Annotated in this window: 15 protein-coding genes and 1 pseudogene; 10 read left to right on the top strand and 6 right to left on the bottom strand. The window is 68.6% G+C overall.

Annotated elements, in window-relative coordinates:
- Nucleotides 1-463: 463 nt before the first annotated feature.
- Nucleotides 464-1,483: a GlxA family transcriptional regulator gene (locus HF577_RS22375; RefSeq protein ID WP_169397889.1), complete on the bottom strand. Its 1,020-nt coding sequence runs from the start codon at nt 1,481-1,483 to the stop codon at nt 464-466.
- Nucleotides 1,484-1,638: 155 nt separating this feature from the next.
- On the opposite strand from HF577_RS22375, the gene HF577_RS22370 reads away from it, so the two are divergent.
- A complete protein-coding gene (locus HF577_RS22370) occupies nt 1,639-2,355 on the top strand; it encodes a hypothetical protein (RefSeq protein ID WP_169397888.1) in 717 nt (238 codons plus the stop codon).
- A gap of 17 nt (nt 2,356-2,372) precedes the next feature.
- Here HF577_RS22370 and HF577_RS22365 read toward each other — a convergent pair whose 3' ends face one another.
- The 3 genes from HF577_RS22365 to HF577_RS22355 all read right to left on the bottom strand — a co-directional run bounded on the left by HF577_RS22365 (nt 2,373) and on the right by HF577_RS22355 (nt 4,190).
- Complete coding sequence (locus tag HF577_RS22365; RefSeq protein WP_169397887.1) at nt 2,373-3,029, bottom strand: nitroreductase family protein; 657 nt, start codon at nt 3,027-3,029, stop codon at nt 2,373-2,375.
- A 261-nt stretch (nt 3,030-3,290) separates the two neighbouring features.
- On the bottom strand, nt 3,291-3,479 hold the full coding sequence (locus HF577_RS22360; RefSeq protein ID WP_169397886.1) for a hypothetical protein: 189 nt from the start codon (nt 3,477-3,479) through the stop codon (nt 3,291-3,293).
- A gap of 141 nt (nt 3,480-3,620) precedes the next feature.
- Complete coding sequence (locus tag HF577_RS22355; protein ID WP_169397885.1) at nt 3,621-4,190, bottom strand: TetR/AcrR family transcriptional regulator; 570 nt, start codon at nt 4,188-4,190, stop codon at nt 3,621-3,623.
- A 213-nt stretch (nt 4,191-4,403) separates the two neighbouring features.
- Between HF577_RS22355 and HF577_RS22350 the strand changes: the two genes are divergently transcribed.
- From HF577_RS22350 to HF577_RS22320, 7 genes are all read left to right on the top strand, one after another.
- Complete coding sequence (locus HF577_RS22350) at nt 4,404-4,856, top strand: (2Fe-2S)-binding protein (RefSeq protein WP_169397884.1); 453 nt, start codon at nt 4,404-4,406, stop codon at nt 4,854-4,856.
- Entirely contained in the window at nt 4,843-5,802 is a 960-nt protein-coding gene (locus HF577_RS22345) for an FAD binding domain-containing protein (protein WP_169397883.1), read from the top strand. The genes HF577_RS22350 and HF577_RS22345 overlap by 14 nt, the downstream gene beginning before the upstream one ends.
- A complete protein-coding gene (locus HF577_RS22340; RefSeq protein ID WP_169397882.1) occupies nt 5,802-7,976 on the top strand; it encodes a xanthine dehydrogenase family protein molybdopterin-binding subunit in 2,175 nt (724 codons plus the stop codon). Before HF577_RS22345 ends, HF577_RS22340 begins: the two co-directional genes overlap by 1 nt.
- Nucleotides 7,977-8,466: 490 nt before the next feature.
- On the top strand, nt 8,467-9,588 hold the full coding sequence (locus tag HF577_RS22335) for a serine hydrolase domain-containing protein (protein WP_312859297.1): 1,122 nt from the start codon (nt 8,467-8,469) through the stop codon (nt 9,586-9,588).
- A 73-nt stretch (nt 9,589-9,661) separates the two neighbouring features.
- Complete coding sequence (locus HF577_RS22330; RefSeq protein WP_169397880.1) at nt 9,662-10,126, top strand: hypothetical protein; 465 nt, start codon at nt 9,662-9,664, stop codon at nt 10,124-10,126.
- Nucleotides 10,127-10,349: 223 nt separating this feature from the next.
- Nucleotides 10,350-10,679: a GNAT family N-acetyltransferase gene (locus HF577_RS22325; protein WP_246266966.1), complete on the top strand. Its 330-nt coding sequence runs from the start codon at nt 10,350-10,352 to the stop codon at nt 10,677-10,679.
- Between the two features lie 92 nt (nt 10,680-10,771).
- A complete protein-coding gene (locus tag HF577_RS22320) occupies nt 10,772-11,149 on the top strand; it encodes a PH domain-containing protein (protein ID WP_169397878.1) in 378 nt (125 codons plus the stop codon).
- Nucleotides 11,150-11,615: 466 nt separating this feature from the next.
- Here the strand turns inward: HF577_RS22320 and HF577_RS37585 are convergent, their stop codons facing one another.
- Nucleotides 11,616-11,903 (bottom strand): hypothetical protein, encoded by a 288-nt coding sequence (locus HF577_RS37585; RefSeq protein ID WP_211174668.1) that lies wholly within the window; start codon nt 11,901-11,903, stop codon nt 11,616-11,618.
- Nucleotides 11,904-12,128: 225 nt separating this feature from the next.
- Here HF577_RS37585 and HF577_RS22310 point away from each other — a divergent pair, with 225 nt between their 5' ends.
- Nucleotides 12,129-12,884, top strand: coding sequence for a DinB family protein (locus tag HF577_RS22310; protein ID WP_169397876.1), 756 nt, complete (start codon nt 12,129-12,131; stop codon nt 12,882-12,884).
- Between the two features lie 835 nt (nt 12,885-13,719).
- Nucleotides 13,720-14,307, top strand: a pseudogene (locus HF577_RS22300) (transposase); the annotation flags it as partial.
- Between the two features lie 1,993 nt (nt 14,308-16,300).
- Here the strand turns inward: HF577_RS22300 and HF577_RS22295 are convergent.
- Nucleotides 16,301-19,174 (bottom strand): ATP-dependent DNA helicase, encoded by a 2,874-nt coding sequence (locus HF577_RS22295; RefSeq protein ID WP_169397875.1) that lies wholly within the window; start codon nt 19,172-19,174, stop codon nt 16,301-16,303.
- Nucleotides 19,175-19,291 lie beyond the last annotated feature (117 nt).

Below are 19,291 nucleotides of genomic sequence, written 5' to 3'. Positions count from 1 at the left end.
CCAACCGCCGGCTCGTGCCCTCGCACAAGGTGAGCACAGACAGCAGCTCGTCATCGGTAGCCGAGTCGGTGGCGGCGGACAGCGCGTCGATCGCCTCGACCAGGAGGCGATGGGCGGTGGTGAGCGGGCTGTCCGACATCCCACCATCATACTCGAACACATGTTCGAATCGATGTTCGTCGTCGCAGGTCAACGGCCGTTCAGCGCTCGCGGTGGTGGCCTGCCGGGCGAGGGCCGTCCGCAGCGGTGACCGGCGGAAGCGTTACGACCAGCGTCCCGCCCGGAGGTCTCATGGCCCACCGAAATGCCCGTTCTGGCCTTCAACAGGCACATGCTGCTGGTCGAGCGCGTGCCCTCCGATCGCCCCGTTACGAATGTCGCCGCCGAAAGCCCACCGCGGCCACACCGTGTTCGGCGGCCACCCACTCATCAGCCGGGTCAACAACCCGGCTGGGCATTACAGCTAGGACCTGAGCGGCACCGTCTCGTCCAGCCAGGAGGCCTCGGCCGAGACGAGCTCGGCATCGTTGCGGGCGGTGGTGGTGAAGCGCTGCTGGTAGCGGGCCGGCGAGACACCGAGCCGCCTGACGAACACGCGACGGAACGACTCGTAACTGGGGAAACCGGCGCGCAGTGCCGCCTGGGTGGCGTTCATGCCGCTGTCGAGGTGGGAGCGGGCCAGGTCGAAGCGGATGCGCTCCACGTACCGCGCGGGTGTCGTGTCCAGCTCCTCGCGGAACATGCGGGTGAGGTGGCGGGCACTGACCCGCGCCACCGCCGCCAGCGCCGCCAGGCTCCACTCGACGCTCGGGTCGGCGGCAACACTCTCCGCCACCAGCCGGATCGCGGGAGTGCGCGGCGGAGGACCTTGCAGCGACGCGGAGAACTGGGACTGGCCACCCGGGCGCTTCATGTAGACGACGAGGGCACGGGCCACCGAACGCGTCAGCTGTGGGCCGTGGTCCTCCTCGAGGAGAGCCAGCGCCAGATCGATCCCGGCGGCGACTCCGCCCGAGCTGTACGTGCTGCCGTCCTTGATCCAGATGGCGTCGGGCTGAACGGAGACGTCGGGGTAGCGGCGAGCCAGCTCAGCGGCCATCGCCCAGTGCGTGGTGGCGCGCTTGCCGGCCAGCAGCCCGGCTTCGGCGAGGACGAAGGCTCCCGTGCACACCGACCCGGTCCGTCTCGCGCCACGGCTCATCTCGGTGGCGACATCGACGTGCTCAGGAGTCACCGGCCGCTTCGGGAAGCCGCCGCCCGCAACGAGCACCGTGTCGAAACGGGCGTCGTGGGCAGACCCGGTGGCGGAGATGGGCAAGCCGATCGAGGACATGGCCGGCTTGCCGGTGACCGAGACCGTCGTCACCTCGTAGTTGCCCTCGCCGCGGTTGGCCTCGGCGAACACCTCGGCCGGCCCGGCGACGTCGAGCATCTTGACGCCGTCGAACACGAGGATCCCTACGCGGTGCAGGGACGGCGCCATCTCACCTCCGTGATCGTGGCGGGATTGGTGGGCTTCCTGGCCAGGTTCGGGCGGCGTGGCGACGCCCACCACAGCGATTCTAGGAGCGTGAGAACGCCGGCGCGGCCGGTGATCCCTCCGTCATCTCCCATCGCACTCAGTACGAGGACGACACCGTGACCACCTTGCTCGACCACGTCATCGACGCCCACGGCGGGCTGGCGCCATGGCGGAACGCCACCATCATCGAGGCCGACGTCACCTACGGCGGCCCGTTCTGGGAGTTCAAGGGCGTGCCCGACTTCCTCGGCACCGACCACGTCATCGCCGACGTCCATCGGGAACACGTGATCCTGCAGCAGCCCTCGGGCCGCACCATCGAGTTCGACCGGGATGCGGGCACCCTCACCGTAACGGGCCCGGACGGCCGGCACGAGACGCTCTACAACCCGCGGGCTAGCTTCGCCGGGTACACCCCCGACAGCCGGTGGAGCGTCGCGCAGGCCGGCTACTTCCGGGCGTACGCGACCTGGAGCTACCTGGTCGAGCCGTACCTCTTCACCTACCCCGGCGTCGAGACCGCGGAGATCGAGCCGTGGATCGAGGACGGTGAGCGCTGGCGCGGCCTCAGCGTGACCTTCCCCGCCACGCTCGACCTGCACAACACCACCCAGCTGTACTACTTCGACGATGCCGGCCGGCAGCGCCGGATCGACTACCAGCCCGACGTCAACGGCGGCTCACCCACGGCGCACTACGACACCGCACACGACACGTTCGACGGGGTCGTGGTCACCACGGCCCGCCGGATCCACATCCGCAACGAGGACCGCACCCCCGACCGGTCCTGGGTGCCGATCACGCTGGACGTCACCGGGGTACGGCTGAAGTGACCTCCGAGCCGCGTGCGTCACGAGGCGGGACCATCCGCCGCCTCCCCCGGCGCCCACGGCACGGTTCCCTCCCAGCGGTTGAGGTAGCTGGTCTCCCAGGTCGGCCGGCGTTTCGTCGGACCGAAGTTGCCGGCCGGGTAGCCGAGCGGGATCGCGAAGTGGAACTTCACCTCGGGCGGAATCCCGAACATCTCCCGGAACCGGCCCTCCACCGAGCTGTGAAGGGTGGTGGGGACCGACCCGATGCCGAGCGCACGTGCGGCGAGCATCAGGTTCTGGGTGGCCGGAAGGACCGAGCCCTCCGCGTTCGGCGGCACGGACAGGGCGAAGACGACGCACGGAACGCCGCCCATCTCGTCGGCCAGCCGCATGGAGGGCGCCCACTGGGCGCGCTCGGCTGCGTTCAGGTCGTCGGGTCCGGTCCAGCCCTCCGCGTCCCGCCGCTTCGCCCACCACGCCTCGCGGTAGAGCGCCCCGAACTCACGGATGAGGCCGGGGTCGTTCACGGCGAGAAAGCGCGCGATCTGGCTGTTCCCGCCGCTCGGGGCCTTCGATGCCGCGGCGACGATCAGTTCGAGATCGGCGATCGGGACAGGATCCGGTCGGAACCGGCGGATCGACCGCTGCGTGAAAATCGCCTCACCGAGCGTCATGGCCAGTCGTGAGTGGATCACTCACCGATCATAGACACACAATCACACATTCATCCCCACAGCTCCTGCGGCGGCGGCACGCCCAAGGCGGTGAGCAGTGCCGCCAGCTTCTGATCCAGCTCGCAGCGACCGCGATGGTGTCGGCGTTGCGAAGGCCGGCAAGCGTCGTACTCGGCTGGTCGGTCACAAAGATCGTCTGCCCGCCCGAATCGACATACAGTGCGACCCGCAGCGGGACATGGAGCAGCGCGGCCGGACTGTGGGCATAGATTCGTTCCGCGATCACGTGGCTGCCCATGAGGTACATGGCGCAGCGCGGGTCGTGGCCTGCCAGGGAGAACGGGCGATGATCTCCTCCATCCGCTCGTGGTCGACCCGCGGCACCGCGCGTTCGAACTCAGCGCGGAAATCAGCGAAGTCGGCATCGACAGGTATCTCGAGGAGAACCACTTCGTGCGGCACGGCAGGCATTCGATCTCCCTTTCTCACGAAGTGATACATCGAAGCCGGCACCTATTGCGGCCAGCACTCAAGACAACATTCTCGAACAAGATCTCGGCGTACTCCGTGGGCCGCGGAGATCAGCATCCCGACCGGGAGCATGACGAGCCACTAGGACTCGCGCATACCTCGCCAGAGGAGGTCGGCAAGTTTCGCGGCGTGGCTCTTCCAGTCCCCGTTGCGATCGAGGTACAGGAGGCCGCCCAGCCCGCGAAGAACGGTTTCCGGATCGAGGTCGGCGCGGACGGTGCCGGCCTGGACGTTGGCCTTCAACAGCGTGGCGATCGCCTCGACCAGGGTGTCGTAGGCGTTCACCGGCAGTTCCCCGTGGGAGGGCGCCACAGCGCGGAGTGCGTCGGCCAGGCCTCGCTTGGTCATCATGTAATGCGCCAGGTGATCGATCGTCCAGGCCCGGAAAGCATCCTCGGGGGCGTGCATCTCGAGCAGGACCGGCACGACCTCGACGAGATGCTGCACCTCACGCCGGTAGACCGCCAGGATGAGCGCTTCCGGGGTGGGGAAGTGCCGGTACACCGTGCCGACCCCCACTTCGGCCTTCTTCGCGATGGCGTTGAACGACACCCCGTCCGACCTGGCCAGCGACTCCGCCGCCGCGGTGAGGATGCGCTCGTGGTTGCGCCGGGTGTCCGCACGCCGGGGGCTGACCGATCCCGTCGTCATCGTCCCTCCCGGTCGTCCGTCTCGTCGTCCGATGCAGTGGAGCACCTCCCGGTCCCGGTGACCAGTCGTTGCGGAGCGGATCGTAATCCGCTAGCTTCGAGAGCTGAACCGGATGAATATCCGGTTCACTGTCGCGGCGGCTCGTCGACGTAGCCGACATCGCGACCCATGCCGTCAGGCTTCCTACACGGACGATCTGGGGGAACAGATCCAGTGGACATCTCGCTCGAAGTCAACGGCAGGACGGAACAACTGAGTGTCGATCCCGGTGTGACGCTGCTCGACACTCTACGTGAACGCCTCGGCGTGACCGGTCCCAAGAAGGGATGCGACCGAGGACAGTGCGGCGCGTGCACCGTGCACGTCGGCGGCAGACCGGTCCTCTCCTGCCTGACCCTGGCCGCCACGGTGAAGCAGCCGGTGACCACGGTGGAAGGGTTGTCCACCGAGGACGGGCTGCACCCGGTCCAGCAGGCGTTCGTCGACCAGGACGCCCTGCAGTGCGGGTTCTGCACTCCGGGGCAGGTCATGTCGGCTGTCGCTGCGGTCCGGCAGGACGTCGAGGACGTCCGGGAGTTCATGTCCGGCAACATCTGCCGCTGCGCGGCCTACCCGAACATCATCGCGGCAATCGAACAGGCGAGGCAGGCCGATGCGTCCGTTTGAGCTCACGGCACCCGAGACCGTCGAAGCCGCTCTTGCCTCACCCGGCACGTTCCTGGCCGGTGGGACCACCCTCGTCGACCTGATGAAGCTCAACGTCCTGACGCCGCAGCACGTCCTGGACATCAACGAACTGCCGTTGCGCGGTCTCGACACCAGCGACGGGCTGCGCATCGGCGCGCTGGAGCGGATGAGCGAGGTCGCCGGGCAGCCCGGCGTGTACCCCGTGATCGCCCGTGCCCTGCTGCAGAGCGCCTCCCAGCAGCTCCGGAACATGGCCAGCATCGGCGGGAACCTGTTGCAGCGCACCCGCTGCACGTACTTCCGCGACGTGGAGATGCCGTGCAACAGACGGCAACCCGGCAGCGGATGTTCCGCGATCTCCGGGGCCAACCGGATGCACGCCGTGCTGGGCACGAGCGACTCGTGCGTTGCGACCCACGCCAGCGACCTGGCAGTCGCCCTGGTCGCGCTCGACGCGGAGATCCGGCTGGTCAGCGCCGAGGGCAGCCGCACCGTCAAGCTGGCCGAGTTCTACCGGCTGCCGGGTGACACCCCGGAGGTGGAGAACGACCTGCGTCCCGGTGAGCTGGTCACCGAGGTCCTGGTCCCACGTCTGGACTGGGCGTCGCGTTCCACCTACGTCAAGGTCCGCGACCGGCAGTCCTACGAGTTCGCGCTGTGCTCCGCAGCGGTCGCGCTGCACATCGAGGACTCGCGCATCGTCGACGCCAGGGTGGCGGTCGGTGGAGTGGCGACCGTGCCGTGGCGACTGCACGCCGTCGAGGCGGCCCTGCGCGGTGCGCCCGCGACCCCGGAGGCCGTCGAGGCCGCCGCGTCCGTGGGTGCCGACGGCGCCAGGCCGTTGGCCGACAACGGTTTCAAGGTGTCCTTGCTGAAGCGGACCGTCGTCCGCGCACTGCTCGAACTGACAGAGGAGAGCCGCTGATGCCCAGCCGGCTGGACGGGCCGCTCAAGGTCAGCGGCCGGGCCGAGTACGGGGCGGACCACAACTTCCCCGGCATGGCCTACGGATACGTCGTGCTCAGCACGATCGCCAACGGCGAGATCGAGGCCATGGACGTCACGGCCGCGAAGAGCGCACCCGGCGTGATCGGCGTGTACACGCCGTTCGACCCGCTGGAGCTGCGCACACCGAGTCTGCCGATGTTCGGCGAGACCTGGGTCCCGCTGCAGAACAGGGACGTTGCGTACTACGGCCAGCCGATCGGCTTCGTGGTGGCGGAGACCTTCGAGCAGGCGCGGGACGCCGCGATGCTCGTCGACGTCACCTACCGGGAGCGGCCGGCCCTGACCTCCCTGGAGGACGGCCTCGCCTCGGCCGAGGAGGCGCCGCCGGGCTTCGACGGGTCACCTCAGACCCACACTCTTCTCGCCTCCGGTGTCGACTCAATCGAGGACGCGCTGGCCGACAGCCCGGTGGTCGTCGAGGCGACGTACAGCACCGCCACCCAGAACCACGCCGCCATGGAGCCGCACTCCGCGGTCGCGGTGTGGGACTCCGGCGTACTGACGATCTACAGCGGGAACCAGGGGTCCGACCTCCAGGCGATGGAGGTGGCCGGCGCGCTGGCTCTCGATCCCTCGGCGGTCCACGCAGTGAACCCGTTCGTCGGCGGGGCGTTCGGCGGCAAGGGCCGCACGTCCACGCCCGCGTTCCTCGCCGCGGCGGCGGCCAGGGCCCTCGACCGGCCCATCAAGGCCGCGCTCAGCCGGGAGCAGGTCTTCACCGCTACCGCGGGCCGGGCCGCGACCGTGCAGAAGATCGCCCTCGGCGCGGACACCGACGGCAGGCTGATCGCGGTGCGGCACGACTCGTGGTGCAGCACGGCGATGGATCGCTCGTTCGTCGAGCCGACGTCGCACGGCACCTCGCGGGAGTGGTACGCCACCCCGAACCTGGCCCTCAGCCAGAAGATGGTGCCGCTGAACATCCCGCCGACCACCTTCATGCGGGCGCCGGGTGAGGCACCGGGGTCCTTCGCGCTGGAGAGCGCGATCGACGAGCTCGCGGTCGCGCTGAACATGGACCCGATCGAGCTGCGCATGCGCAACAACTCGACCGCTCCGCCCGGCAGGGACCTGCAGTGGTCGAGCAAGCATCTCGACGAGTGCTTCAGCGTCGGCGCAGCGCGGTTCGGCTGGGCGAGCCGCTCGCCGCACGGCCGCACCGACGGTGACTGGCTCGTGGGGGTCGGTACGGCCACCGCGATGTTCCCCGCCCTGCGGTTCCCGGCCTCGGTCGAGGTCACCCTGCAGGCCGACGACACAGCGGTGGTCGCGACCAGTGGGGCGGACCCGGGAACCGGTCTGCTGACCGTACTCTCCCTGGTGGGGGCCGAATCGCTGGACATCACGCCGGACCGGATCACGCCGCGGCTGGGCGACTCGGCACTTCCACCCGGTGGCATGTCCGGCGGCTCGACCGCCACGGCGAGCGCGGGCACGGCCATCATGATCGCCGCGTCCAAGGTGATCGACGACCTGCTGGTCGTTGCGACGTCGCCCGGCTCACCGTTCCAGGGGATGGAGACCTCGTACGCCGACGGTCACGTGCTGGCCGGCGGCCGGACGATGACGTTCGGCGAGGTGCTGCGCGCCGTGGGCCGCCCGTCGATCTCCGCGATCGGTTCGTCGGCACCCGGCGAGGAGATGACCAAGCACTCGTTCAGCTCGTTCGGTGCGCAGTTCTGCGAGGTCCGGGTGCACAAGTGGACGCGCGAGGCCCGCGTGTCCCGCATGCTGGGCGTGTTCGACGCCGGCCGGATCATCAACGACAAGGCCGCGCGCAGCCAGATCATGGGCGGGATGATCTGGGGCGTCTCCGCCGCGCTGCACGAGGGCCTGGAGATCGAGCCGAACGGACGGATGGCGAACGCCGACTTCGCGGGCTACCTGCTGCCGGTCAACGCGGACATCCCGGAGGTCGACGTCCACTTCGTCCAGCACCCGGACACACTGCACAACGCCGTCGGCGCGAGGGGTGTCGGCGAGATCGGCACCGTGGGCATGGCGGCAGCCGTGGCCAACGCCATCTACAACGCCACCGGCGTCCGGGTCCGTCACATCCCGATCGTGATCGAGGACCTGCTGGACGACTGACGCCTCCCGGGCAGCGGTCGCGGCCCGGGTGGCGACTCGCGGATGGTTCGGCGTCCTCGCAGACCGAGTGGGTTCGTCGCAGATGCTGTGGGGTCTGCGAGGAGCACGGCGGCTCTGCGAGGACGCGGCCGGGGGTGCGGCGTCGGGGGCGGCCAGCGCGTTGCGGCCGTGTCCCGCCCGGTCGGCGGCACCTTCGATTCCTGGATTCCGCCATCATGGCTGATATTCAGCGATTCCTGACCAGCTGAAGATCGGATTATCTTTCTCCGTCCATCGACGGGAGAATGAGATGCGGACAGGCGTTGGACGGTGTCGATCTCGGCGAGGACCTGACCAGGCCATGGGGCTTGCCGTCTGCGTGGCCCTCTTGTTCACCGCAGCCTGCTCGGCGAACTCCACGCGGGAGTCGACCGGATCGGCCCCGACTGCCACCACGCCGTCCGCCTCGCCCGCGCTCAGGACGATCGACCCGGCCGCGCTTCAGGCCGCCGTGGACGAGACGACCAGCGAGCTGTTGGTTCCCGGCGCCATGGTCGTGCTCCGAACTCCCCAGGGCGATTTCACGTCCGTCACCGGCACCACGCTGCGGGGCGCCGAGTCGCCGCCCAGCGCAGACACCTACTTCAGGATCGCGTCGAACACCAAGACGATGACCGCAGCGGTGATCGTGCTCCTGGCCCAGGAAGGCAAGCTCCGGTTCACCGACCCGGTGTCGAGATACGTTCCGGGCGTGCCCAACGGCGAGAACATCACCATCGCCGAGCTGCTGACGATGCGCAGCGGCCTGTACAACTACACGGACGCGCCAGAGCTTGCCGCGACTCTCGATGCCGATCCGACGAAGGCCTGGACACCACAGGAAGTACTGGCCATCGCATTCCGACATCCGCCAGATTTCCCACCCGGCACCGAATTCGCCTACTGCAACACCAACTACGCCCTGCTCGGCCTGGTTGCCGAGAAGATCGACGGCACGTCCCTGGCCAGGATCTTCCAGGAGCGCCTGTTCGGTCCGCAGCGGCTCCACCAGGTCATGCTCCCGGCTATCGACTCCACCTCTATCCCCGACCCCTACTCGCACGGCTACATGTACGGCGGATCCGCATTCGCCCTGTCGGACTTCCCCTACCCGCCTGCCATGCAGGCCGCCGCCCGGGCAGGAACGCTCGAGCCCATCGACTACACCAACCAGAACCCGTCCTATGCCACGGCAGCGGGAGGCGCCATCGCCACCGCCACCGATCTGGCCACCTGGATCCGAGCGCTGGTCGAGGGCCGGGTGTTCAGCGCCGACCACCAGCGCCAATGGCTCGACAGCGCGCAACCCGAGGACCCCACCAAGCCGGACGGCCAGCAGTACGGGTACGGCATTTCCCGGCAGCGCTTCGGGCCGACCGCCTCCATGTACTACCACGGCGGCGAGCTCCCCGGATTCAACTCCTTCATCGGGCACGACCCCGACAACAACGTGACGCTCGTGATATGGACGAATCTCACCCTGTCGCTCGACGGTGACCATACGGCGAACGTGCTGCTGCTGAAGGTGCTCGACCAGATCTACCCCGGGTTGGCACTGGCACCTCCCGCAGCGCCGACCCCCACTACCCGCTGACGCAGGCCGGCTTCGACGAGGTGAACACGCAGGATCGCTTGACCACGTCGTGGTCGCACGAAATCGTGACGATATGTCGTCGCTGGAGCGCCTGGTGGTCAGCGTTCGGGACCGGCGACCGGTCGTATGGTTCACCTGGTTCGTCCGCGTGATGCTGGCGCTCGGGTTCCTGCCGTCGGGCATGATCAAGGTGCTCGGGATCCCGTTCACGAAGCTCCCGACCACCGACCCCGTCGGTTACTTCTTCGATGCGCTGCTGCGCACCGGCGAGCTGTACCCATTCATCGGAGTCTGCCAACTCGTCGCGGCGGTCTTTCTGCTGGTGCCCCGCACCGCGACCGTGGGCGCGCTCGTGTACCTGCCGATCATCGCCGGTATCGAGGTACTGACGCTGACGGTTCCGTTCCAGGGCACGTGGGTCATCACGACCCTGATGCTGCTCGGCGTGATCTATCTTCTCGTCCGAGACGTCGACAGGCTGGCCGCGCTCGTCCGATCGCCGGAATCCGACGAGGTCCGGGTCGGCCGGGCACGTTGAGTCGGGTCCGTGGTCGTTGCGCTCTGCGACTGGCACCTCGATATTCAGCTTCTGCTGATGCTTCCCGGCTCGGTTACTCCTGAGCCTCCTGCACGCCCGCTGCGGGCAGTGGGAACGAGCGACGACGACTGGTCCGACATCGGCGCGCTGTTCCGTATCGATCACCTCGATGAGGACGCGCGTGCCGGCCGGCCGGCACGTCCCCTGGCGGTGACGACCGCGGCTGCTCGGCTGGTGCCTCACGCCGGCCGCCACGTACTTCGTGGCAGAGGAGCGCGGTGAGATCTACGGGTTCATCGCAGCCTGGGTCAGCGAGGACGGAGTCGGGATCATCGAAGACGTCTTCGTCCGTCCCGACGCTCGTGGCGCCGGGCTGGCGACGCAGATGCTGCGCTTCGCGGTGGCGCACGCCCGATCCCGTGGGGCCGGGCCGATTCTGATCGGTAGCGACGTGGACGACACGCCCAAGAATCTGTACGCCCGGTTCGGTTTTCGCCCGGTGACGGTGGTTCGGAGCTACGTGCATGAAGCTCGCGCGGCTCGGCTCCAGTAACCGGCCGGACAATCCACCTCAGTTGCATGTAACGCACGCCTGTTCCGGGCCGACAGGCCGTACGCATCCCCACCACGAACCTGGAGCAGCACGTGGGCCTTCTCGACGGATTCATCGGAAATGCCTCTCGCATCGACCCCAACGCGGCAGCGCAGGAGTACGGGCGACTACTGGGACATGGCGAGCAGGTGCAGGCCGCCTATCAACTGGTGCGCGACGCGTTCCTGTTCACCGACCGCCGACTGATCCTGGTCGACAAGCAAGGCATGACCGGCAGGAAGGTCGAATACCACACCGTGCCGTACAAGAGCATCACACACTTCAGCGTCGAGACAGCGGGAACATTCGACCTCGACGCGGAGCTGAAGATCTGGCTTTCAGGAAGCCCCACTCCCATCGTCAAGCAGTTCGGCAAGGGCGTCGACGTCTATGAGGTACAGGCCCTGCTCAGCCATTACGTCGCCCGTTGACCTCCAGGACCGACAGCCGAGCCGGGCTGTGCTGCCAACCGCGGCTCATGGGACCGCATCCGTGACCGTACACTCGTGATCATCGGCTGAGTCCGTAGACCGCAGACCACGGCCGCACGGGAACTCCCATCGCTACCGCGAGGTATGGCGTTTGAACAGGTTGGGGGCGAGCAGATCGGTCTGCTCGATTGGCGGAAGGCCGTCGTCGCACGCCCGCTGATCCGCGCCACCGCGACGTTCAGCTCGGGAGTCTCGTCGTCGGAGAGGATCTCCAGGTATTTGTCGGGCAGCTTGTTCCAAACCCATTCGGCGCTGCGGAATCGAGGATCGGTGGCTGCCTTGCGCAGCACCTCGTCTCGCACAAGCTCAGGGACACTGATGGGTCCCAACGTGCCGAGGAGTAGACGTTCTCGGTTGATGGAGAAGAAGTTCAGGGCCGGGCCGGCGTCGATGACGGGACGCACATTCACCCCGGCGACCCTCCCGACTCCGACCTCTCCGACGGAGTGTTCAGCTCCAGACCCTCATCGATGTCGTCGAGCGAACTGCAATCGACCTCGACCATCGGTAGATCATCGGGCTCGGCCCACGCGATCGGCTGCTCTGCTGGCTCGATCCCGGCTTCACGGAGCTCGACCTCGACGTCGGCAGCGGGGACCGGCATCACGAAAGACCAGCCCGCCCGGCTGTTCGTGCGCGGCAGCGGGGTGTGCTTGGCGACGGTGGGCCGGGACTCGGGGACGATGACGGTCATCGCCGATCACGACGACGGCTGGTACGACACGGGCGATCTTGCGGTGCCGGATCGGCGTGGCGGAATCCGGCTGATGGGCCGCGTCGGCGACCGGATCGGTGGACTGTGAAATCACGAGAACAGCGTCGTCCTGACACATCCGGTCGAAACCGAACACAAGGCCCGAGCGCAGTAGCTGGTTGCCAAACAGAGTGCGCGGACGGGATGGTGCGGGACACTGCCTCGGTGACTGCTGAGTACGCTCGGAGTGACCAGTTCCGTGGTGCCCGCGTCAACCTGTGCGACCTCGCCGGCCTCGAGATCCGGGATTGCGAGGTCAGCGGTCTGAAGATCGTCGACTGCTATGGGAGCGAGGTCTACCTCGGTGGCGACTTCGAGCGTCTCGTCGTCAACGACGTCGACGTGACCGCCTACGTCGAGGCCGAGCTCGACCGGCAGCACCCCACGCGGGTGCTGGCGCGTGACGCCGCGTCCCCCGACGACTACCGGACTGCTTGGGACGCCATCGAGACGCTGTGGAAGGCGACCCTCGACCGCGCCAGGCTATTGCCCGAGGCCACGCTGCACGAGCAGGTCAACGGCGAGTGGTCGTTGGTCGAGACCCAACGTCACCTGCTGTTCGCCGGCGATGCCTGGCTCGGCAATGCCGTGCTCGAGGAGGAAGCGCCCTACCACCCGTTGGGCTTCCCTGCGGGCGGGATGCCGCCCGACGCGACGGCGAAGCTCGGACTCACCCTCGAAGCCGTCCCGACGCTCGACGAGGTGCTTGCGCCGCGGCTCGCCCGCATGGCCACGATGCGGCGCACCATCGACGGGCTCACCGGGGCCGAGCTCGATCGGGTATGCGGTCGCAAGCCGGCGGACCCGTATCCCGATCAGGAGTACGTCGTGCGCCGCTGCCTCAAGGTGGTGCTCAAGGAAGAGACCGAGCATCACCGTTATGCGGTGCGCGACCTCGCGGTGCTCGAGGCCGGTGCCTGAACCGGGTGAGGGTGCGCGTGCCACCGGCTGACGCCCGCCGAGCAGGCGCGCCGACCGGGCCGCAACAACGTCCTGGGTCACTACACCTAGGTCTCCCAGCGCAGAGCCGAGAGTGGTCACTTCGGGTCGGGCTCGACGACCTCGATCAGGTTGTGCCGCTTCTTCGTCACGGGATCGGTCCCGGCGTAGACCCGGACCCGGAGAGCCACGCTGCGAAGCGTCTCGATGTTGCCCCTCCCACGGGCAGGAGACCGAGCGGATCTTGCAGTCAGCGTTCTTGATGGTCAGGCATGGAGCCGGAGGTCGGGATCGAACCGACGACCTACCGCTTACAAGGCGGCCGTGACGAGGCGAACCGGCTGCCTACCTGCGAGAACACTGCTCCGATCCATGTACACGGTGCCGGAGTTGCACCAAGGAAGAGGAGTTTCGCGCCACGTTTGATGCCACGGCGTGTCTACGCGTCGCTGCCGGTCAGCCGAGACCATAGCCCGCGCCGTGCAGGAGCTGGCGGGCTCGGCAGCGGCGGAGCTGCCGACGGCAGTCGCGAGGGCTGCGCGGGCGGGCGAGGCAGCGGCACCACAGGCCGATCGGCGACTCGGGCAAGAGCACGCTCGGCGGCAGCGGGCCGATGGATGGCCCGCTCAGGACGGCGCAGCGTGATCCCGACGTCGGTGAGGATGCTCACGTCCAACTCCCACACGCGCGCGGACCGTGCGATCCACACGTCCTCGGCAGCATGGACGTGCGTGAGCGCCTCGGCGAGGGTGAGGCCGTTGACCTTGCGCAGGTGTGCGAGCGCTTCGTCGGTGCGGCCCTGCACGTTGGCGTACCCGAAGTGCGTCACGAGGTGACACGGCGAGCAGAGGGTGATCAACCGGCTGCGGCGGCCGATCTTCCGTCGCGCGACCGCAGCCGCCTGCACGACGCTGATGCCCGCCCGATCGCCAAGGGCCGGCTCGGGAAGCCAGTGCAGTTCGGCTACAAGGCCCAGGTCCTCGACAACGACGCCGGCGTCGTGCTCGACCACACCGTCGAACGCGGCAACCCTGCCGACGCACCCCAGCTCGCGCCCGCGGTCGGCCGGGTCATCCGCCGCACCCGGCGGCGTCCGCGCACCGGCACCGCCGACCGCGGCTACGGCGAGGCCAAGGTCGAGGGCGAGCTGCACGAGCTCGGGGTGCGCACCGTGGTGATCCCCCGCAAGGGCAGACCCGGCAAGGCCCGCCAAGCCCACGAACGCAGCCGCGCGTTCCGCAGAACCGTGAGGTGGCGCACCGGCAGCGAAGCCTGGATCAGCACCCTCAAACGCGGCTACGGGTGGGACCGCACGCACCTGGATGACCTGGAAGGCGCCCAGATCTGGGCCGGACACGGGGTCCTGGCCCACAACCTGGTCAAGATCTCGGCCCTCGCCGCATGATCGATCCCTGAAAAGAGATCAACACCCTCCGAGCTGCCACCCTCAGCCCTCTGATTCAGCGCGATCGGCCTTCTTCAGGGCGAAGTAGCTAGCCCTCGGGTCGGTGCTGGTCTACGCCAAAGAAAGAAAAGAGAAGGAGCGGACCGCCGCCGAGGTCACGGCGCGGGCGGTGGCCGACAAGTGGACGCGCGCGTCGGTGCTGGCGCGCGGGCGCTGCAACCTGCGGTGGCGGGTCGACGGCCTTTGGTGGTGGGGCCGACGACGGTGGCCGCAATGGTGCGCCTCGCGGGGGTCCCGATGTGGAGGCGGCGTTCCTGCCCGCCCGGGCCGACGGCGCACCGGCCGTGCTGCGGTACAGGTCGGGCCACGTGGGAGATCGCGGCCGGGCCAGACGCACATCATCATCGCGGCGTGGACGTCGTGGGCTGGGCGATCGGTGTGCTGCCGACGGGCGCGGCCTTTGAGTAACGAGCGACGGACCGTTCCCGAGTACTACAACAGCAGGGTTGCGGAGCGATTCGCCAGCTCTCCGAAGGTGGGATTTCAGCCGAGCCCCGGGACAGAACTCATCGGTAGCCGCGAGTGACGACATGGTGGTTAGGAGGAGGTTGTGCGACCAAGTCCATACCGGCGGCCAGCGCTTGAGGATGCTGAACGGCTCGTTGCCATCCGGGATGAACTCGCAAGATCGCTAATCGCGAACGGGCCTGATCCAGGAAAGGCTCCCCGGGCTGCCGAGGGCGAGGAACTCTTTCCGACCCCCTTCCCGCCCGGCCTCCTGTCGTGGTATGAGTGTCACGAGCTCATCTGGGCAGCGGAACATTTCATCGCTCAGGGCCAGCTCGCCGCCGAACAAGGAGACACGGCGGCGGCCGAATACTTCCACAAGGCTGGATCTGTATATCTCGACGCGTGGTTCAAGAATTGCCTGGCAATCGACTGATACCATCGCTAACCCGCTGCACTCCTCCGTAAAGGACCGCGCGGGCTGGAAGCGACATTCACCGTCGCCGAGGTGGCGATCGTCTCGCAGCCAGGCAGCTGGTGGGCGATCACGGTAGCCCGGCATTTGGGCTCTCATGACACTGATCGAACGCGCCGCGAGCGAAGTTCCCATTCCTACTCAACGAAGCTGCTAGTTGGAGGACTCAGTGGAAGCGTATGACGAAAGTACGGCAGTCGCTGACAAACTCGGTTCTCTAGTGAATTCGATTCGCGCCGAGGCGAGCCGGATTGGGGCCGAAGGGTTACGTGCTCTTGCGCTGAGAGTACGGGACCAAGATGCGCCACCCCTGGAGCAGCGAGGGTCGAGGCCTTCTTTTGCTTCAATCCAGAATCGCCTCAATTCAGATGCTGTCGAACCACGGTTGGACCCCGCCTGTGATATGGCTTGGGCCATCGCGATCGGCTGCTACCAAATGGCAGCGGAAACCACGGGGGATGAATCTGCTTTCTACACGGGCCAGGGCAGTCACTACCTGGCAATTGCGTTGGACTGCGAGGATGGCGGATCGCCGACTGGATAGCAGGGTCATTATGGTGGAGGAGTACCCTCCGGGCCCTCTTTCCGCGTCGATCGTCGCCTGTACTGTAATTGCGCCGCCTGCAACGCCTGCGCCAGCTGCGATCAGAGCGACCAAAATCTGCACGATGACATTAAGTTGCCTGTTCCACCAGCGCTAGCCCTGCCCGCCGCGCGGGAGGCACAAGATCGAGCTGCCGGTGCGCTTCATGTGGTCCTGCCCCAGACGTGATCGCAGCGTGGCCGCGATGCCGACGTAGAGAAATCGAACCGTCTCGTTGGCGAGGCGGTCAGATCGGGCAGCACTGTCGGTGCCGCCCACCACGCGTCCAAGCCCTGGCGCAGCCGGTGCCCTGCGCGTTGATCGCGCTGGTAGGCAACGGGCGGCCTTGAAGGGGCAGTCATGACGACATCGATGTCGGCCGTAACCGCGGCACTGCGTCCCAACGACCGGACAACAACGACGCTCGATCATCCGGTTCTGCCGAGGCCAGGTCCGCTCGACCGGCTGCTGGCGTCCTGTGCGTCGTCCTCCGCCCACTGAGCAAGTTCGGCTTGCCGGGTATCGCCGTCCGACACGTCGCGATCCACAGCATCGTCGTGGCGCTGCTCGATCGTCGAGAAGGCAAGCGACGCTCGATCGACAACCTCGGCTGTGGCATCCGCTGGGCGGGACCGTTGCTTCGTCGTCTCGACGTCGTCGACGGGCGGCTGAACCACGGTCACGTCGTTTGCCGCGTCGTCGACGTCGTGCTCGGTGATCTCGCGGTGCTCGTCTTCGGCGAATTGCGCAGCGCGGTGCTCGTTGAGCCATTCCTCGGCCGTGATCTGTTCGGCGGGATTGTCGAGGTCGATCCCGCGGACGGCCGCAGCGTGGCGGGCGCGTTCGGCGTTGTCCTTGGTGACGGCGGTTTCGTAGCGCCAGGCGGCGCGAGCGTCGTCGGCGAACTGGAGGTCGTCGAGCTGATGCTCCAGCTCGGCGACCCGCTTATGGGACTGCTCAGCGGCTCCGCGAAGTTGGTCGGCTTCCAGCGGGTCGGGCTCGGCATCGGCGCGGGCGGACCACACGGTGGCGTTCTCGCGTGCTGCGCGGAGTGCGGAGTGAGTGGCTTCGAGGCGGTCCGCGACGTAGTCCGGAGCCCACGACTTCTCGCGCTCCCATGCCGCGATCCGTGCGCGGAGCCGGCCCTCGGACATGCGCTCCTCCTCGTCGCCGGCGGTGGCCAAATCAAGGGCGGTATGCGCGGTGTGGAACAGCGCGTGCTTCTCGGCCAGGCCGCGGGCCGGGGCGGCGCCAAGGGGGTCCTCGGCGTCGGTGTGGTCGCCTAGTTCGCGGTAGCTCGCAGCCCAACCCGCCTTGTCGACCCAGGCAGCACGCTCGCCGGGCTCGTCGGGGACGGGGCCGAGGGCCTCGGTCACCCATGTCGGCGGAGCGAATGCCAGGTCGGCCACGAGTTCGGCGCGGCGGGTGTCGGCGGCATCGGCCAGGGCGAGCAGTCCCGTCCGCGTGTCTGCGGGGAGATCAGTGGGCAGCAGGTCGCGGTAGCTGTCCACGCGCGGGGTGAGCTTGCCCTCCAGTGCGGAGCGGACACGGAAGTGCAGTACCTGTGCCACCGACGTCGACCCGTCCAACGAGGTTGCAGTGACCGCGTCGGCGAGGACCTGGCGGGCATCGTGTCCTGCCAGCTCAGCCGCGCGCAGCAGCTGGTCGAGTGACTCGCGGGCCTCGTCGGCGGCGAACGCGACCCGATGCCGTTCTGGCAGGACGCCGGCGGCCGCTAGCTCGTCGAGCCAGCGGCCGGTCCGGCCGCCGAGTGCGTCGCCGAGGACGGTGAGCAGCGGGTCGATCTGCGTCGCGGTCGAGCGGGCCCGGTCGGCGGCGGCTTCGGCCTCGGCGAGCGCGGTGCGGTTGCGGTCCTCGTCCGGTGGGCGGATCACGTCCGCCAGCACCGTGGCCGCACCCCGCTCGGCGACGCCGAACGTCTCACCGGTCGCCGCGGAGTCACTCACATTGCGGGTGACCGCGAACAGCATGTTGGTGTCGGTGCCACGGGTGGCTTGCACGTAGGCGGCCTCGGCGTCGGTGCCGGGTGCGAGCACACCGATGCCGTCCTGAACGGTGCGGCCGTGCGCGGCGTGGACGGTGGAGGCGTAGGCGAGGGTGACGTGCTCGTTGACATAGCCGGCGGGGAGGTGCAGGGGCTCGCCGAGCTGCTCGGCGCCGTCAGCGTCGCGGCCCGTCACCCGGGCAACGGTCAGCCCGCCACCGTCGGGCGCCAGCGCGGTGACCCGGTAGACGGTGCGGTTGATCGGGGCGGCGGTGTTGCCCTGCCAGCCGTCGAGGTGCCATGCGTTGCGGCGGGCCTGCACCAGGTCCCCGACGCCGGCGTAGGTGCCCTGCATCCCGAGCGGTACCCCGCGCTCCTCGACGCGGCCCAGCCGCACCAGCTCTGACCGCAGCGCGTTCGACACCCGCGCCGCGGCGGCGTTGCTGCCGACGACGAGCAGGGCATCCCGGCCGTCGAGGGTGGCGGCCAGCCATGCGCGCGCCGCGGCAGCCTCGGCCTGCTCCGGCGTGCCGCCGTCGACGAGCCGGCCCTGCTTGGCGTACTCGGCGACGACGGTCTCGTCGCCGTCACGCAGCCGCAGCGACGCCGGCCCCTCCCAGCTGTTGCGGAACCGCCGCACTTCGGCCAGCTCGTAGCGGATCCCGCGCTCGGCGATGTCGGCCATCGCGCCGCCGGCCCCGACCGCGGCGAGCTGTTTCGGGTCGCCGACGAGCAGCAGCTTCGCCCCGGCCTGCGCGCACCTCCGGTGGATCGCGACCAAGGCCGGGGTGGACGCGGCGCCGGCCTCGTCGACGACGACCAGGTCGCCGGAGCGCAGCCGGAACGCCTCGTCGTCCCCGCCCGCCGTACCCGCGTCGAGCCGGGCCTGGCCGTCGAGCCACCGGCGGATGTTCCGCGACGTGACGCCCTCGTCGCCGAGTACGTCGGCCTGCCGCTGACCGTAGGCGAGCCCGAACACCCGGCGCTCCCGCTCCTCACCCGCACCGGGAGGACCGCCCCACGAGTCGGCGAGCGTCCCGACGAGGAACGACTTCCCCGTTCCCGCCGGCGCCATCAGGAGCTCGACCGCGGCGCCGGAGGTGAGGATGCCCCGCAGCGCCGCCTCCTGATCGGCTCCCAGCGTCCGCCCGGACCGGGAGAACCGGGCGAGCAGATCGTCTGCCTGCTCGGTCGTCCACGCCGGTGCGCCACGGCGCACGGCGGCGGCGCGCAGCTCGCGCTCGCCGAGCAACTGCTCGTCGGTGGCGTAGCGCTCGGTGCCCGGCTTGACGAACACGCTGGACCCGTCGGCGCGGTAATAGCGCCCAAGGGCCGCGTGGCCGCCGCGGTTCGGCTTGGTTAGGCCGTGGTAAGCCAAGGGCCGCCAGGCCCCCGCCAAAGGCGGTCCGCCAGG

The organism is Pseudonocardia xinjiangensis, from assembly GCF_012911925.1.
In the GTDB taxonomy this organism is placed as follows: Bacteria; Actinomycetota; Actinomycetes; order Mycobacteriales; family Pseudonocardiaceae; genus Pseudonocardia; species Pseudonocardia xinjiangensis.
This window is presented reverse-complemented; position numbering and strand designations above follow the sequence as displayed.

What these genes read in the sequence shown, in the direction of transcription:
- HF577_RS22355 (WP_169397885.1), bottom strand. Translation starts at nt 4,190, where the DNA reads ATGACGACGGGATCGGTCAGCCCCCGGCGTGCGGACACCCGGCGCAAC.
- HF577_RS22345 (WP_169397883.1), top strand. Translation starts at nt 4,843, where the DNA reads ATGCGTCCGTTTGAGCTCACGGCACCCGAGACCGTCGAAGCCGCTCTT.
- HF577_RS22330 (WP_169397880.1), top strand. Translation starts at nt 9,662, where the DNA reads ATGTCGTCGCTGGAGCGCCTGGTGGTCAGCGTTCGGGACCGGCGACCG.
- HF577_RS22340 (WP_169397882.1), top strand. Translation starts at nt 5,802, where the DNA reads ATGCCCAGCCGGCTGGACGGGCCGCTCAAGGTCAGCGGCCGGGCCGAG.
- HF577_RS22360 (WP_169397886.1), bottom strand. Translation starts at nt 3,479, where the DNA reads ATGCCTGCCGTGCCGCACGAAGTGGTTCTCCTCGAGATACCTGTCGAT.
- HF577_RS22375 (WP_169397889.1), bottom strand. Translation starts at nt 1,483, where the DNA reads ATGGCGCCGTCCCTGCACCGCGTAGGGATCCTCGTGTTCGACGGCGTC.
- HF577_RS37585 (WP_211174668.1), bottom strand. Translation starts at nt 11,903, where the DNA reads ATGACCGTCATCGTCCCCGAGTCCCGGCCCACCGTCGCCAAGCACACC.